The organism is Niastella soli (assembly GCF_017742245.1).
GTDB classification, from domain to species: domain Bacteria; phylum Bacteroidota; class Bacteroidia; order Chitinophagales; family Chitinophagaceae; genus Niastella; species Niastella soli.
In genome coordinates this window covers 818,984-835,741 of sequence record NZ_JAGHKO010000001.1, presented here as the reverse complement: position 1 = coordinate 835,741, position 16,758 = coordinate 818,984, and the positions used below count along the sequence as shown (strand labels likewise).

Below are 16,758 nucleotides of genomic sequence, written 5' to 3'. Positions count from 1 at the left end.
GCTAAAAGCTTCACGCTTCAAGCTGCAAGCGAAAACATATAATGAAAAAGCCTCGCGATACATCGCGAGGCTTTTTCATTTTGGTGGAACTGCTATTTGTTGAAGTTTACTTATTTTCCAGTTTCGCGCGACGGCTGAAGCTTGCGGCTTTCAGCTTTCCGCTTTGGGCTTACAGCCGGGTCTTAAAATCCTTTTTTAGTTCCGTTTCCTTCAACCTGCTGACCATCAGTATTCAACTCTACAATTTCAAAACCGCTTTTTTGTAAGCCGGGAAGAATACGCATTTTATCGCCTACCAATACGATATTCACTTTATCGGGATGAATGTATTTTTTGGCAAGGGAATCAATCTCAGGCTTGGTGATGTTTTTCAGGATCTTGTTCTGCTGGTCAACGTAATTGGCGGGTAAATTATATTCCAGCATACGTTGAATAAAGCCGGCTTTTTGCATGCCGGTTTCATAACGCAAGGCATCACGTTGTCCAATAGCATTTTTCATAAATGTAAGCTCTTCCTCTTTGATGCCATCGGCGGAATAGTTCTTCAGTTCTTTCATTACTTCCGTTAAGGCACTGTCGGTAGCATCGGCTTTTATCCCTGAGCTGAAAGTAAAATCGCCTGTATATTCGTCGCCATTAAAGTTGGTGCGGGCGCCGTAGGTCCAGCCTTTGTCTTCGCGCAGGTTTATGTTTACGCGGCCATTAAAACCACCACCCAACGCAAAGTTCATCAACCCGGTTTTGAAATATTCACCGGTAGCATCATACTTTAAACCAGTCACGTCGCCTATTCTGAATTCAGTTTGTGCGGCCCTTGGAATATTTACCAGGTAAATTTTTGATTTAGTTACCTCCAGTGGCTTGGCTGTTACAGCGGGAAGTTCTATTGTTTTATTTGGCAGCTTATTCAGGAAAGACAGTTTGGGCAGTATTTCATTTTGGGTAATATCACCTACAAGTACCAGTTTGGTATTGGTGGCCGTCATGTAGTTATTGTAATAGTTCTCCACATCTTTCAGGGTGATCTTTTTTATGGTGCTTTCGGTACCATATTCATTCATGCCCAGAATATGATCAGGACCATAATCAACCAGCGCAATCACTCCATCAGCTACAACTGCCGGGCGGGTTTTTGCCTGCTTCAGGCTTTCCAGCGTTTGGTGTTGTATGCGATCGAAAGTTACTTCGGTGAATTTGGGATTGAACATCCGCTCCTGCAGCAGGGCCAGTGTTTTATCAAGGTTCTTTTTAAGCGCTTCCACTGTAAATACAATAGCGTCGCGGCTGCTGCTCACTTCAATACTGCTGCCCAGTTTATCCAGCTCAATGGTCATTTTTTCGGCCGTGTAGTTTTTAGTGTCTTCATTCATCATATCGGCAAACAGATTAGCGAGTCCTACTTTGGCCGTATCTTTTGCCTGCAATAAATGACCGCCTGGTATGGAGATGATGAGCGTTATTGTGGGGATCTCATTGTTTTCGGCCCCAATACAATGGATCTTGTTGGGGAGGTCCTTACGCCAGAAAGCCGGTACTTTTACAACCGGGTTAGGACCGTTGCCGGGGTGAACCGTGCGATCAAAATTGTCAGTTGCCTTTGTATACTTTAAACCGCCATAGCCATAATCAGGGGCGGTATAATGGCTTTTGTCTATTTCATAGTTGTCTGGCCCGGCAATAACATTTTCCTGTCCTTTGGGTAATACGCTTAATACAACCGCGTGTTTTCCTTTTATATACTGGTTGTATACCCGCATTACATCTTCTTTGGTAACGGCGTTATTCATTTTCACCAGGGTGCCAATCATGTTGGCGTTACCTGTTAATGTTTGAAAGGCTGCCAGTTGAAATACTTTGCCCGATACACTTTGCAGGCCATTGATATATTGTGCTTCGGTATATCCTTTGAACTTTTGAATGTCTTCATCGGTAACCCCGCGTTTTTCAAAATCATCGAGCGAAGTGCGGATCTGTTTTTCCATATCGGCAAGGGTTTTACCTGGCATGGGAACAACGCGGATGGTAAACTCACCGGCCAGTTCACTCAGCTGGCTGTATACGTTTGCCTGCAGGGCCAGTTGGGGTTTAACCAGGCTCTGGTACAATAAGGAGGAATTACCGCCACCCAGTATTTGCGCAAGGCAGGTGAGTGCGGGCATATCCTTATGATAGTTAGGTACCGTGGGCCATACGATATTTATCAAAGGGAGCCTGATGTAATTATCGGTATAGGAAACATAGCGGTCTTTATCGATCACTACGGCAGGCACTATTACTTTTTCAACTGCTGGTCCTTTAGGAATGGGACCAAAATACTTTTCTACCAGTTTAACTACATCGGCTGTTTTTACATCGCCGCCTACGGTTACCGTGGCATTATTGGGTCCATACCAGCGTAGAAAGAAATTTTTGAGGTCGTTTACATCAACGCGATTCAGGTCTTCAATATACCCGATGGTTAACCACGAGTAAGGATGGCCGTAGGGGTACAGGTTCCGGGAGGCAACTTCGCTCATCAACCCATAAGGGCGGTTGTCGTAGTTTTGTCCACGTTCATTTTTTACCGTTGCCCGTTGAATTTCGAATTTCTGTTGGGTAACGGCATCCAGTAAAAATCCCATCCGGTCAGCTTCGAGCCAAAGCATTTTTTCGAGTTGGTTCGATGGCACTGTTTCAAAGTAATTAGTGCGGTCGCGGTTGGTGGAACCATTGAGTGAGCCGCCGGCATCGGTAACCATTTTAAAATGTTCTTCATCTTTTACATGGTCGCTGCCCTGGAACATCATGTGTTCAAAGAAATGCGCAAAGCCCGATTTGCCTATTTGTTCACGGGCCGACCCTACGTGATACGTAACATCAACCTGTACAACCGGATCGCTGTGGTCTTCGGCCACGATCAATGTAAGTCCGTTTGGCAACAGGTATTTTTCGTAAGGAATAACGAGTTCATTGCCCTGACGGGTAATCTTTTCAATCAGCTTTGCCTGCGCGGCAACCTGGTTGTGGAGAGCTGGGAGAGCAACAGCCAAAAGCAGTATGGCCCTTTTCATATATATAATTTTTGTTAAACAAGTTTCGCTGTAAGGTAAAAGAATTATTATGGGGACGCCAAACCATTTATCAATAAAAAAATAATCCATACTCATGAAACGAATAGGCTTAATTTGCGACTAACGATGTTAAAGACGGCCCTCCTACGCTAAAGCTTCGGCGGGCAAGGTGACTGGCAAAAATTTAAAACTTATTATAAAAACATTAAACAGATTTACATGCGTAGCAACCACGAAATAGACTATAAGATTTATGGAGAAGAGATGCAATATGTTGAAATAGAACTGGATCCCAATGAAACAGCGATTGCTGAAAGTGGCGCCTTTATGATGATGGATGATGGTATTCAAATGGCCACTATGTTTGGTGATGGATCAAAACCACAACAGGGATTGCTGGGTAAACTGATGTCGGCCGGTAAGCGAATGTTGACCGGTGAAAGTTTGTTTATGACTGCCTTTACTAATGTGGGGCAAGGTAAAAAACGGGTGAGCTTTGCTTCTCCCTACCCTGGTAAGATCATTGCATTAGACCTACAGGAAATGGGTGGAAAGATCGTTGCGCAAAAAGATGCTTTCCTGTGTGCAGCAAAAGGGGTGAGTGTAGGTATTGAGTTTCAGCGTAAGCTGGGAACCGGTTTGTTTGGCGGGGAAGGTTTTATTATGGAAAAGCTGGAAGGTGATGGAATGGCCTTTGTACATGCCGGTGGTCACGTATTTGAAAGGACCCTGCAACCTGGTGAAGTATTACGTATTGATACCGGTTGTTTGGTGGCATATACCCAAACCATCGATTATGATATTCAATTTGTAGGTGGTATTAAAAATACCCTGTTTGGTGGTGAAGGCCTGTTTTTTGCAACACTATGTGGACCGGGTAAAGTGTGGATACAAACGCTGCCTATTAGCCGTTTGGCCAGTCGCATCTTAACTTATGGCGGACCTGGTGGTCGTAAAGAAGAAGGCAGCATCTTAGGCGGATTGGGCAATATGCTCGATGGTGATGGCTGGTAGTAGAAAATAAGAATTAAAGAGCCGGACTAAATGTTAGGCTAAAAAATAAAAAGGGCCATCCTTCGAATAGCGGGATGGCCCTTGACTATTTATATAAGGTAAGCTTATTTTCTGCTGGCGAGTTTCGATAACAGGCGTAACACTTCGATATACAACCAGATGATGGTTACCAGTAAAGCAAAAGCGCCATACCACTCCATGAATTTGGGCGCGCCTTGGTTAGCACCGTTCTCAATCATATCGAAATCCAGGATCAGGTTCATGGCGGCTAAGGCCACTACTACCAGTGAGAATCCGATACCGATAAGGCTTCCTTCATGCAGGAAAGGAATATCGATGTTGGCAAAGTGCAGGCCAATGGCAATCAGATAGAATACTGCAATACCCAGGGTAGCAGTGATTACGATCTTTTTGAAAGTTTGGGTAGCCTTGATGATGTTGAATTTGTACAACAGGAACATGGCTATTACTACGCCAAAGGTTAAGGCAACTGCCTGAGTTATAATATTAGGAGCGATTTTTTCGAATGCAAAGTTATAGTAGGCAGAGATCACACCTACTGCAAAGCCTTTGATGAGGGCGTATATGGGAGCCAGGTAGGGAGCCCATTGCATTTTGAAGACCATCAAAACGGCGATACCTAATGTGGCGAACACGCAAGGCCACATGTAAGGAGTTACATCAACACCGGAATAAACCATCTTCCAGGAAAAACCGGCTGCAGCCATAGTGAGTAAAAAAAGGATACCGAATTTGTTCAGGGTTCCTTTAACTGTCATAGAATCTGTTCCTGTAAGAGAATAGACCTTCTCGAAAGTTTTCTCGTTTAGGGCAGGATTACCGGATTTAAATAGAGCCATAGTGTTTAGAGTTTAATAATTGAGAGCAAAATACAAAAAACTGGGAATGTTAAAAGGTTAAAACAAGAGAGCTGGTGCTTATAAAAGAAAAGACCATCCTGACTTAGTCGGGATGGTCTTTTCTTTTTAATTATATTATCTTAATTATCCTTTTTAGGAGGATTGTTTCTTCTGTTGTCGTCTCTGCGGGGCGGTCTGTTGTCACGGCGGTGCTGGTGTTGCTGTCCCTGCCCTTGGCCCTTATTACCCTGACCTTGCTGTTGCCCTTGTTGTTGCTGACGAGGTTGATGATGTTCTTTTTGTTGATTGTCTTTTTGGTGGTGATGCCTTTTTTTCTTCTCGGCCCTTTCCAGACTGCGTAAGCTGATCTGGCCAACCACATCAACAAATTCTGGTTCTACCTCTTTTGGTTTTTGAGTGGTTACATCAACAGCTTCCAGTTCATCGGGCACCTGGTTTCTTTCGTTCAGCTGTTTGATCTTTCTTACCCGTTCAATGGTCAGCGGATACTGCTTGGTACTGTCGGGCAGGGTATACCACATGAGGTTTTTAAAGATATCTTTCTTTATCAGGATGGCGGTGCCTTTTGCTACCTGTAAGGTGTCGGCATTATCTGGAAAATGTTGTAAAGCATCCAGGTAAATATCCAACTCGTAGTTAAGACAGCATTTTAACCGGCCGCACTGACCGCTGAGTTTACTTTGATTGATTGACAGATTCTGATAACGGGCGGCGGTAGTATTAACTGATTTAAAATCGGTTAACCAGGTGCTACAGCACAATTCACGACCGCAACTGCCAATACCCCCTACTTTAGCGGCTTCCTGACGGGCACCTATCTGACGCATTTCTACTTTTACCCGAAACTCTTTGGCGTATACCTTGATCAGTTCGCGAAAATCAACGCGGTCATCAGCAATATAAAAGAAAGTGGCTTTGCGACCGTCGGCCTGAATTTCTACCTCAGTGAGTTTCATTTCGAGGTTCAACTGGCGGGCAATAGCCCGGGCCCTGATGAGGGCTTCTTTTTCGCGGTCTTTATTTTGTTGCCAGATCTCAATGTCTTTGTCGGTGGCGCGGCGTAATACCTTTTTAATATCGGGGTCGGTTTCGTCGGCATTTCTTTTCTTCATTTGCAGACGAACTATTTCGCCGGTAATATTAATAGTGCCAACGTCGAATCCGCTTACACCTTCAACGGCAACCAGGTCGCCTTTTTCAAATAAGTGAACAGTGGTGTTGCGGTAAAAGTCTTTGCGACTCCCGTTATTAAAAGTTATTTCTACAATCTTACAGCTCCCCGAAGGGTCGCTAAATGGCAGGTTACTCAGCCAATCGTGCACATTCATTCTGTTACAACCACCCGTGCTGCATCCGCCATTGCTTTTACAACCGGCAACTTTACCGCCTGTTCCGCATGAACTACATCCCATTCTTTATTAGGATTAACGATTTATAAAATTTATTTATGTTCGGCCGGATAACGCATGCAGAAATAATGGCGGGCGGGGTATTGTATTATACATTCCCTCCGGGTAGCCGGGGTGCGCCTATACTTGTTCAATGACGGGTCACAGTGTTATAACGTATTGAAAAAGACGCATTTATGGATAATATAGCGAAATAAGATAACCTGGTATATATAGAAATCCTGACTCGCATGCAACCCCAATCGCACAATTTTTCCGCATCCTGCTTTACAGGCCGATTTACAAATATAAGTTATTAACGTTAAAAGGGCTTGTATATGAATAACGTTTGTAAGTAAGCGATTAGCAGCGCCGGAAATGGGAGTGGGACAGTAGTATTATATTTTGATTGTCAATGCGCTATAGGAATTTAATTTTATCCCTTCTTTATAAATTATTGAAAATTAAGACTTTCTTTAAATAACCTCGGCTACCTGTTTACTTGCAAGTATGTGATATAATTTAATAGTGAGGGCGTGGAACAGCATTTTAGGGTTGGCGTTCCGTTCAATATAATAGGAGGCTTTGTCCAGCTCTTGAATAATAGCCTGTTGTTGCATGAAATTGGCAATTTTGTTCAGGCGGCCGGCAAAGTCTTTTTCTTTATCAGGCAGGTGCACATTGTCGGGCCCCATGGCATGCAGCCTGATGGCTTGTTCCAGCAGATGGGTAAAGTACCGGAGGAATTGTTTTTGTTTTTCGCGGCCCAGCTTACTCACTTCATCAATCCATTTTACCTGGGCTATGGGACCGTTCTTTAAAATGGCATTTAGCCATTCGCGTAACAACGATTGCCAGTCTTCATCGGCATGTTGCATTAACTGCAAGGCTTCGCGGTAATTGCCTTCGGCAATCAGGGCGGTTTGGCGGGCAGAGTCTTCGGCCACTTTTGCCTTGGATACCAGTGCTTCAGTAATATCCTGGTAGTTGAGGGCGGGTATTTTAATTAATTGGGTGCGGGATAAGATGGTTTGAAGGATCAGTGACTCATTTTCAGCCACCAGCACGAATAAAGTATTTGGCGGTGGTTCTTCAATCAGCTTCAATAATTTGTTTCCTTCATTGCCCAGGTATTCGGGCATCCACATCACCAGAATTTTAAATCCGCTTTCGAAGCTTTTGAGCGACAGTTTGCGGATGATATCGTTACACTCGTAAGCAGTGATATTCCCCTGTTTATTTTCCGCCCCTATAAATTGCAACCAGTCGTATGAATTACCATACGCATATTTGTCTATGAATTCGCGCCATTCGCTGATGTAATCTGAGCTCAGGGGTTTATCGCCCGATTTACGGGGAATAACCGGGTAAGAAAAATGCACATCGGGGTGCATTAGTTGCGCCATCTTCTGACAGGAGGGACATTCACCACAGGAATCAAACATGGCTGCAGATGGGGGAGGCGGTTCTTCCCCAAACAAAGATGGGCCCGGAGTTTCAGTGGCCCCCTTTCTGTTTACTTTTTCGCAAACGATGTATTGGGCAAATGCAATGGCCATAGGCAGGGCGCCGCTGCCCTCTTTTCCTAAAAACAAAAGGGCGTGGCTGATGCGGTTCTGTTGCACCATATTTACCAGATGCAATTTCACATCTGTTTGGCCAATAACATTTTTAAATAACATGCGGGGGCGAAGTTAAGTAATGTGCGAATGCGATTATGGGAAAATCCCGATGAATGGGTACAAGTTGTGCAAATGAAAATGCAAGGTAGTGTTAGCTGAGCGTCTTTTTTCGTATTAAATGGAAAGCACTCTTTAGAATGGAGATAAAAAACGGAAGCCCTGGCGTATTGCCGGAGCTTCCTGAATACTTTTAACGGGATCAACTCTTTTGGGCTTTAACTAGGAATAGGATCAAATTTGCTTTAAAGAGTTACCAGAAAAGTGATTGGGATCTGCCTTTCAACGGCATTGGATTTTTTTGCTGGTTTTTCATGGATATCTTCAGCTTTCACAGGATCTTTTGGATTTGGTTTACTTCAGATATCGGATGGTTTCTCTCGGACAATTGGATCGTTAAAAACGATATTGGATTGTATTTCAAAATTGTCATTATTAGCCCGCAAAGGGAACTTTATTCGTTCAAATGACATTTAATAGCGATGTGTTGACTGATTTTGCAGACGGGAAATTAGTGTAAACCCTTATATATTGGAGGGGTTTAACATTTACCTCCCTGAGTTTTGCTTGTGTGCAGAAAGCAGGCAATCGCATCTTCATATCATATATTACGCGAATATTAAAACCGGGTTGCCTGGAAAATAAAAAAGTCCTGACGGTACCGTCAGGACTGAGTATAATGCTGTGCAAGGTATTAGTTCAGGTATTTGGTCACCTCTTCGCTCGTAACCTTTGTTTTGTTGTGGATCACGGTGATTAGGTTTCCTTTTTCATCAAGCAGGAATTTGGTAAAGTTCCATTTAATCGGATCGGTAAACCCTTTTTTCTCTGCTTCGGCCACCAGGTATTTGAACAGGGGGTGAATATCGTCGCCCTTTACAGAAACTTTTTCTGCCATGGGAAAGCTAACACCATAATTCTTTTTGCAAAACTCCTGGATCTCTCCATTGGAACCGGGTTCCTGACTACCAAAGTTGTTGGCGGGAAAACCTACAATGACCAGCTTGTCTTTGTACTGCTCATATAATTTTTCCAGATCGGCATACTGAGGCGTGTTACCACATTTTGATGCGGTGTTCACGATCATGATCTTTTTGCCTTTGAATTTTTTAAAGTCAATAGTTCCGGCGCCATCCAGGGCAGGGACCTTAAAATCGTAAATAGAATGCGCTGCGATAAAAAGCAGGGATACAAGCAATAAACGTATCATAATTGGTAAAATTTAAAGTATAGTGTGTAATCGGCAACTTGTACTATACAAAGATGATACTAAATTGGTTGCTTTTCTGTAAAAATATGGTTAACGGCGAGTGCCGGTGTGCTAATTTTTTACTGAGCTATTGTCTTTCATAACATCCTAAATCAGCGGCGTTTCCAACTGGCCGGGGTTTGCCATCCAGGTCGAAAGTTACTCCCAGATTAGCCCCTTTGTTAATGGCCGGCGAGTTTTCGCTGAGGCGGAAATTGTAAAATTTTAGTTGTGTATTAATGCTGTCGAATGCAGGAGATTGATTGGCAATGATGTTTGTGGCTGTAACATTTGCCGGCTGGTTCTTCACTTTCCATAAACAGTTTTGAAAACTGACATTGAAAAGGGATTGCCCTTGTTTATCGGTTACCACTTCATCTTCGGTAGTTCCATTCTCGCCCCAGAAGATGCAATTTTTAAAACTGGCCGTACAATTGTCGGTGGATATTTTGTTTCCGTCTTTCGTATAATTGGTCACTACAAGAACGGGATCTTTATGCATTATATAAGTGTTTGACCAGGTTGCTGCGGTTATGTGTGAAAAATCGTAGTTGCCGCCGTAACCCAGTATAATGTTCTTTCCGCAATTACTGATAAGACAGTTCCGGGCTTTTATGTTTGAGCCTACAGCCATTATACCCGCATCGTAACAATTATCAATAATACATTCGTTTAAGGATACTTTAGGATTGGTGTTTACAGCTGCACCTGCGGCTACTATACCCTGATAGGCGTTCAGCAGGTTGGTATATTGAAGGGTATTGTCTTTACTTTTTGGAAGGAAATAAATGCCGGGCCAGCCACCGGGAAAATCGCGATAGGGATCATCGAGCCGGTCGCCTCTGAATACCACACGGGTACTGTCGTATTTTTCACCCACTACCTTTAGCGTGCCTTCAACAAAGATCGGGGCATCGGCATGCAGGTAAATACGGCAACCTTTTTCAATGGTAAGAGTGACGTTTTCAGCAATGTGCAAACCTCCCAGGATAACATACGGTACTATGTTGGTCCAGGTAACATTGCCGGTTACTGATCTTGATCGCATGAAATTGGCATTTTGTCCCCAGGCATCCAGTTGTACCCAACGTTGATTGCCGTTATAATCGATCAGGATACTGTCCTGTACTACAAAAGGCAGATCTGCAATGGTAGGATCGATCTTCACGGTTACAAAAACATAAATACTATCGTTGGCATCCATTTCGATGTCGTTTACTTCGGGGCCCTGCATGCCATCCACATTGATCTTGAAAAGGGAGGCATTGCCACCTTTAAGGGCCACCTTGCTCAAACGCAGCTTTTGATTATTGTCATTGTAAATACGAAAGTACCTGACAGTAGAACCTGTAGTGGTGAATAAGGTATCAAAATGAAGGCTGTCGGTGCTGGTGGTCAGCCTGGCCGTACTGCTGGTAATAAATGATTCCTTTTTGCAGGATATCAAAATGCTGGTAAGCAGTATGGCTGCTAAAATATATTTCATGTTCTGTAAAAATACAGGTTTTCGGATACAGATAAAACGACGCAGCTCTTGAGTTTATTTTATTGTAAATGCCATGGTCATTATGCTTACCCGGGTGTCGGCAGCAGTTAAAAGTTGCTGACCGCATGCCTCCAGGGTGGCGCCAGTGGTTATTACATCATCAACCAATAATATATGTTTCCCGGAAATCATTGCCGGTTGTTTCAATTCAAATTTGCCCTGCATGTTCAGCCAGCGGTTAATACGGTTCTTGTTTGTTTGGGTATCGCTTAATGTGTGGCGGTGGACAATATGTTCAAGCACAGGAAGCGATAAAACGGCCGCCATGCCCCTGCATAAAATAGATGCCTGATTATAACCTCGCTTTCGTTCCCGGGCTGCAAACAGCGGTAATGGCACCAGGGCATCGATATTGTTAAAGCGATGGGTTTGTAACAATGTTTCACCCATTTTGCGGCCTAAAAAAAATCCCAACTCTTTATTGCCTTTGTATTTTAATTCATGAACAATGTGTTGTAACAACGAATCTTTAGAAAAGTACAGGTAACTGGTGGCAGCGGTGATCGGCAAGCGGCCCCAGAAAATTTTTTCTACGGGGTTGCCGCCATGGTGATGAAACCCAGTTACCGGCAACCGGTTTATGCATTGCATACATAAAACCTGTTGCCGGCTCATAATGTCACTGCCGCAACCGGCGCAGTGGTGGGGAATGAAGAGATGTAGTAAAGGATGTAATATGTTTTTAAACATAGCAGTAGGTTAACTGCTACTAGCCAGGCCCCTGAAATATCGAATATTTTAATGTTGAAATAGTACACCTTCAAAATTCATTACTGATATTCAACAGTCGAGATTAAAAGAGGTATTGATAAACTTCTTCTACACGGCCCATGGGAACCACTTCAATATTACCAGTATGTTTTGCTATTGATTTTTGTCCGTACCGCGAAACGATGATCTTTTCAAAACCGAGTTTTTCGGCTTCCTGTATCCGTTGTTCTACGCGGTGAACGGCTCGTACTTCTCCGCTCAATCCCACTTCACCGGCAAAACAAACATGTGGAGGCAATGGGACATCTTCGTAGGAGCTCAGGAGAGCGCATAAAACGGCGAGATCGATCGAGGGGTCTTCTACCTTCAAACCACCCGCAATGTTCAAAAAAACATCTTTTACGCCGAAATGAAAGCCTCCTTTCTTTTCCAGTACTGCCAGCAGCAATTGTAAACGCCGCAGATCGAAACCAGATACGGTACGTTGTGGTGTTCCATACACCGATTGAGTAACCAGAGCCTGCACCTCAATCAACAACGGACGCATGCCTTCAATAGTGGCCGCAATAGCAATTCCACTCAGGCGGTCTTCCTTTGGTGTCATCAGTATCTCGCTTGGATTGCTCACTACCCGCATTCCGGCACCGGTCATTTCATAAATGCCCAGTTCTGAGGTGCTGCCAAAACGGTTCTTGATGGTTCGTAAAATACGATAAGCATAATGACGGTCGCCTTCAAACTGCAGTACAGTATCAACCATATGCTCCAGAATTTTTGGACCGGCTATGCTACCGTCTTTAGTAATATGGCCAATAAGGAAAACAGGTGTATTGGTTTCCTTGGCGAAACGTTGAAACTCAGCCGCCGATTCCCTGATCTGGGATATGCTTCCGGGTGACGAGTCGATATATGGCGATTGAATGGTTTGAATAGAGTCAACGATAACCAGGTGGGGCTTTAGTTTTTTGATCTCCTGAAAAATAGTTTGGGTTACGGTTTCTGTAAGCAGGTAAAAATTATCGTTCTGTATATTAAGTCTGTCGGCCCGCATCTTTATCTGCTGCTCACTTTCTTCACCGCTGATATATAATACAGTTTTATTCTGTAACTGTAAACCGTTTTGTAAAAACAATGTTGATTTACCAATACCAGGTTCACCGGCTATTAATACAATACTGCCAGGCACTATACCACCACCTAATACTCTGTTTAATTCTGCATCGGATGTAGTAATGCGTATCTGTTCGGTGCTGGTGATGCTGTGTAATGCAATGGTGCGAATAGATTTTGTTTCTTCGTGATAGTCATCCCATCCATTTTCTTTTTTAACGGATGGTTTTGAAATAACTTCTTCAACAAAAGTATTCCAGGTTCCACATGATGGACATTTTCCTAACCATTTTGCACTTTCATATCCACAATTAGAACAGAAGAATGCTGATTTAACTTTAGCCATGCGATAAAGTTAATGAAAAGCGCATCGGTAATTAAACAGCGGCATGAAAACAACTGTGGAATGAACAGATGAATTGGTGCGGGATGATTTTTGATAGAGGATATCAGATCAATGATGTTAATGAAAAATAAAAACAGCGTGGAGGGTGGTATGATAGTACAGAAAAATGAATGATCAAAACAATACTTTTTTGTATGATGAGGTAACCGAAAAATGCTGAAAAAAAGAGGTGAAAAACCAGCGCTTTTTTTTAAAAGTAAAAAGGCCAACATTGCTGTTGACCCTTTACTTACTAACCCATTAAATTCTTGCACTAAATTACAAATAAGCGCCACATAACAAAATTATTTTTTGGGGTTGTGAATAAATTCCAAGGCCTTATAATCGATTGCACAAATTTGTGAATTAGTGCCATAAAGTATTGATAATCATATTTTAATACAATTTTAAGAAATTGGTCAAAAAGCAGGTGATAAAATGTCAGCCCACTGCGATTATACGCTAACATAATGACAAAAAGGCCCCTGTTTTCTGACGAAAAATGGCGTAAAAAATACTCAAATAAAATGGTAACTGATTTGATAGATTATTGTTATTAATTAAAAAAAGAGTAAGAAAAATGACACCAGAAATTTGGTTGATTTCGATCCTGTTTTTAGTGATCAGTATGGTGGTGTCCGGTGTGCTAAAAGGCAAATTTGCAAAGTACAGCCGGGTGCCACTGACAGCCGGTTTAACGGGTAGGGATGTGGCAATGAAAATGTTACGTGATAATGGTATATACGATGTTCAGGTTAGGTCTTCCAACGGCTTTTTAAGCGACCATTATGACCCTGCTACCAAAACGGTAAACCTCAGTGAAGACGTATATAATGGTATATCAGTTGCTTCTGCGGCTGTGGCTGCCCACGAATGTGGCCACGCGGTGCAGCATGCCACTGCTTATCAATGGTTAGCAATGCGTAGCAAGCTGGTACCTGTGGTAATGTTCAGCTCGGGCATTGTGCAATGGGTATTATTCTTTGGAGTGCTGGCCGTTAATGCTTTCCCGGCTTTATTGCTGGGAGGAATTATACTTTTTGCCCTAACTACCTTATTTTCAGTAATTACGCTGCCTGTTGAGCTGGATGCCAGCAGAAGAGCCCTGGCCTGGTTAAATCGCAGCAGGATCACCGACGCACGGGAGTACCCGCAGGCAAAAGACGCGCTTAAATGGGCTGCCTTAACGTATGTGGTGGCTGCCCTGGCTTCCATCGCTACCCTGGTTCAATATATATTTATATTTCTGGGTGGCAGAAACAAGAATTAGGTGAAGACAATTAGTAAATACTTCCGAATTCAGAACCGCCTTATTTCTAACATATATTGCAAATTTTGATTTAGAGGATGTGCCCCGTTCGTTTGCTGGCGAGCGGGTTTTTTTTGTTATGGCAAGAACATGAATGGATTATGCGTGCAAAAGAAGAGTAAATGGGAGGTGATCTAGGTAATTTGAAGAATTTACCTACACACTTATCGGCAATAAATGCGCACTTATTGGCAAAACTGCACACTTACCAATTAATTCTTTGCGGTATAGTTTTTAAAAATAATTTTGACATGTCTGATTCACTTTTTTCCCTACGCCTTTCTGGTTTTATATTTCGATCGGGCAATTTCTTGCCCGATCCTTTTTTTATACCCACCTGAGAATCAATAGCAATTACTATAAGCAATAGACAATTTAATGATCTGGTCATCTTGATGGCAGATTAGCTTCCATTAACCATACCATACACTTTTCCTGCATGTTTTCCAATATTGGGATAGTCGAAGGCTAACCGGAGGACAAGCGAAAAATAACCGAAGGGATCCTGTAAGTTTTCTCTGAACGGGAATGCCTAAAAATGCAAAATTCCCGATGGTCGGGAATTTTGCATTTTATTTATTGCCAGTTGGCGGTAGCCTTGGGGCTATAATTTTATTTCGTCGTCGTGTTTGTCGAAGAAATGGAATTCAGTGAGGTGATAATTGGTATTCTCCCTGATCTTGACCTTCTGGCCGTATTTCCATCTCCATTTCCACTGTCTTGATTTAAACAGGCCTTTGGTAAGGTATGCATGCATAATGGGATGAACAACCAGGGTAAGGTCTTTATGCTGGTGGGTGATAAGATAACTAAGGTTCTTTTCAATTTCATCCTCCAGCAGCAGGGTAGAAGATATTTTACCAGTTCCGGCGCAGCTGGGACAAACTTCCTGGGTATTGATATTTACCTCAGGTTTCATCCGCTGCCGGGTAATCTGCATTAGCCCGAATTTGGAAATAGGCAGCACGGCGTGCTTGGCCCTGTCGGGGCGCATGCATTCTTCCATGGCCTCCAGCAACTTGCGTTTATTATCGGGCAGCTTCATATCAATGAAGTCAACCACAATAATACCACCCAGGTCACGTAGCCGTAATTGGCGGGAAATTTCCGCAGCAGCTTCGAGGTTGGTTTCCAGGGCATTTTGTTCCTGGTTATTTCCAACGCTTTTATATCCGCTGTTTACATCAATTACGTGCAGGGCTTCTGTATGTTCAATAATAAGATAGGCTCCGCTGGGCAGGTTAACGGTTTTACCAAAGGCGGCTTTCACCTGTTTGGTAATACCATACTGGTCAAAAATCGGCAACCCATTATTATAATAGGAGACAATTTCTGCTTTTTCGGGGGCAATGCGCTGGATGTAGTTACGGGTATCGTTATAAATATTCCGATCATTTACAACAACCCGGTTAAAGTCTTCATTCAGCAGGTCGCGCAAAATACTGGTGGTTTTTGTTTGCTCACTCAATATTTTAGCTGGGGCCACTGCACCTTTCAGATTTCTTTGAATAGTTTCCCAGGTCTCAACCAGTTCGGCCAGGTCCTCGTGCAATTCGGCAGTATTTTTTCCTTCTGCAGCTGTGCGAACTATTACCCCAAAATTTTTGGGTTTAATAGCCTCCACAATTTTCTGTAACCGTTTTCTTTCCTCAGCAGAATGGATCTTGCGGGAAACGGCTACTATATCATTAAAAGGAGTGATTACTACAAAACGTCCGGGGAGGGAAATTTCGCAACTAAGGCGGGGGCCTTTTGCGGCGATGGGTTCTTTCAATATCTGCACCAGAATATTCGGCTTACCGCTTAATACTTCGTTGATTTTACCGGTTTTTATAATTTCCGGTTCAACCTGGAAGTTGGCGAAGTTGAAACCCTGGGGGCTGTTATCATTAATAGCCAGCTGGGTGAATTTCAACAACGATCGGGCGTATGGGCTAAGATCTGTATAGTGAAGGAAGGCATCCTTTTCAAATCCTACATCAACGAATGCAGCATTAAGTCCAGGGATGAGTTTCTTTACTTTTCCGAGATATAGGTCTCCCACCGCGAAGCTTGCATCAGCTTTTTCATGATGCAATTCCACGAGTTTCTTGTCCTCTAATAGGGCGATTTCAACACCCTGAGGCGCTGCATTTATAATTAGTTCCTTATTCAAGCGTACTGTCTTTATACCGTCTAAACCATCTCATCACTACAAGGAAAGGTGCTGAAGAGGAATTAGTTGTCAGGTATCAGAATCAGCCTAGTAAGTACCCTAAAGTAACCTGTAATAAATGACAACATAACTAGATTCAGCGAAAGAAGGAAAAGGCCTCGCCGGAAAGGCGCGACCTTTTTCAAGAAGATAAAACTAGCGGTTCTTCTTCTTATGCCGATTTTTTCTTAATCTTTTTTTACGCTTGTGCGTGGCTATTTTATGACGCTTTCTTTTTTTAC

Annotated in this window: 11 protein-coding genes; 2 read left to right on the top strand and 9 right to left on the bottom strand. The window is 43.0% G+C overall.

The annotated features are described in order from the left end of the window. Positions 1 to 182: 182 nt before the first annotated feature. A complete protein-coding gene (locus J7I42_RS03195) occupies positions 183 to 3,050 on the bottom strand; it encodes a M16 family metallopeptidase (protein WP_209137324.1) in 2,868 nt (955 codons plus the stop codon). 219 nt (positions 3,051 to 3,269) lie between these two features. Here J7I42_RS03195 and J7I42_RS03190 point away from each other — a divergent pair, with 219 nt between their 5' ends. Further along, positions 3,270 to 4,064, top strand: coding sequence for a TIGR00266 family protein (locus tag J7I42_RS03190; RefSeq protein ID WP_209137323.1), 795 nt, complete (start codon positions 3,270 to 3,272; stop codon positions 4,062 to 4,064). Between the two features lie 104 nt (positions 4,065 to 4,168). Here the strand turns inward: J7I42_RS03190 and J7I42_RS03185 are convergent, their stop codons facing one another. The 7 genes from J7I42_RS03185 to radA form a co-directional block, all read right to left on the bottom strand. Beyond that, the gene (locus tag J7I42_RS03185; protein ID WP_209137322.1) at positions 4,169 to 4,924 is read right to left on the bottom strand and encodes a Bax inhibitor-1/YccA family protein; all 756 of its coding nucleotides are present in this window, start codon (positions 4,922 to 4,924) and stop codon (positions 4,169 to 4,171) included. Between the two features lie 140 nt (positions 4,925 to 5,064). Then, positions 5,065 to 6,357 carry a PSP1 domain-containing protein gene (locus J7I42_RS03180; RefSeq protein ID WP_209137321.1) on the bottom strand — a complete coding sequence of 431 codons (1,293 nt, stop codon included), beginning with the start codon at positions 6,355 to 6,357 and terminating at the stop codon, positions 5,065 to 5,067. A 452-nt stretch (positions 6,358 to 6,809) separates the two neighbouring features. Beyond that, positions 6,810 to 8,015 (bottom strand): DNA polymerase III subunit, encoded by a 1,206-nt coding sequence (locus tag J7I42_RS03175; RefSeq protein ID WP_209137320.1) that lies wholly within the window; start codon positions 8,013 to 8,015, stop codon positions 6,810 to 6,812. 691 nt (positions 8,016 to 8,706) lie between these two features. Next, positions 8,707 to 9,222 carry a glutathione peroxidase gene (locus tag J7I42_RS03170; protein ID WP_209137319.1) on the bottom strand — a complete coding sequence of 172 codons (516 nt, stop codon included), beginning with the start codon at positions 9,220 to 9,222 and terminating at the stop codon, positions 8,707 to 8,709. A gap of 127 nt (positions 9,223 to 9,349) precedes the next feature. Further along, positions 9,350 to 10,747, bottom strand: coding sequence for a choice-of-anchor Q domain-containing protein (locus tag J7I42_RS03165; protein ID WP_209137318.1), 1,398 nt, complete (start codon positions 10,745 to 10,747; stop codon positions 9,350 to 9,352). Positions 10,748 to 10,801: 54 nt separating this feature from the next. Continuing rightward, positions 10,802 to 11,497: a ComF family protein gene (locus J7I42_RS03160; protein WP_209137317.1), complete on the bottom strand. Its 696-nt coding sequence runs from the start codon at positions 11,495 to 11,497 to the stop codon at positions 10,802 to 10,804. Positions 11,498 to 11,600: 103 nt separating this feature from the next. Continuing rightward, positions 11,601 to 12,974 carry a DNA repair protein RadA gene (gene radA, locus J7I42_RS03155; protein WP_209137316.1) on the bottom strand — a complete coding sequence of 458 codons (1,374 nt, stop codon included), beginning with the start codon at positions 12,972 to 12,974 and terminating at the stop codon, positions 11,601 to 11,603. Between the two features lie 619 nt (positions 12,975 to 13,593). On the opposite strand from radA, the gene J7I42_RS03150 reads away from it, so the two are divergent. Then, entirely contained in the window at positions 13,594 to 14,283 is a 690-nt protein-coding gene (locus tag J7I42_RS03150; RefSeq protein ID WP_209137315.1) for a zinc metallopeptidase, read from the top strand. 643 nt (positions 14,284 to 14,926) lie between these two features. On the opposite strand, the gene J7I42_RS03145 is transcribed toward J7I42_RS03150, so the two are convergent. Further along, entirely contained in the window at positions 14,927 to 16,477 is a 1,551-nt protein-coding gene (locus J7I42_RS03145) for an Rne/Rng family ribonuclease (protein WP_209137314.1), read from the bottom strand. Positions 16,478 to 16,758: the final 281 nt, after the last annotated feature.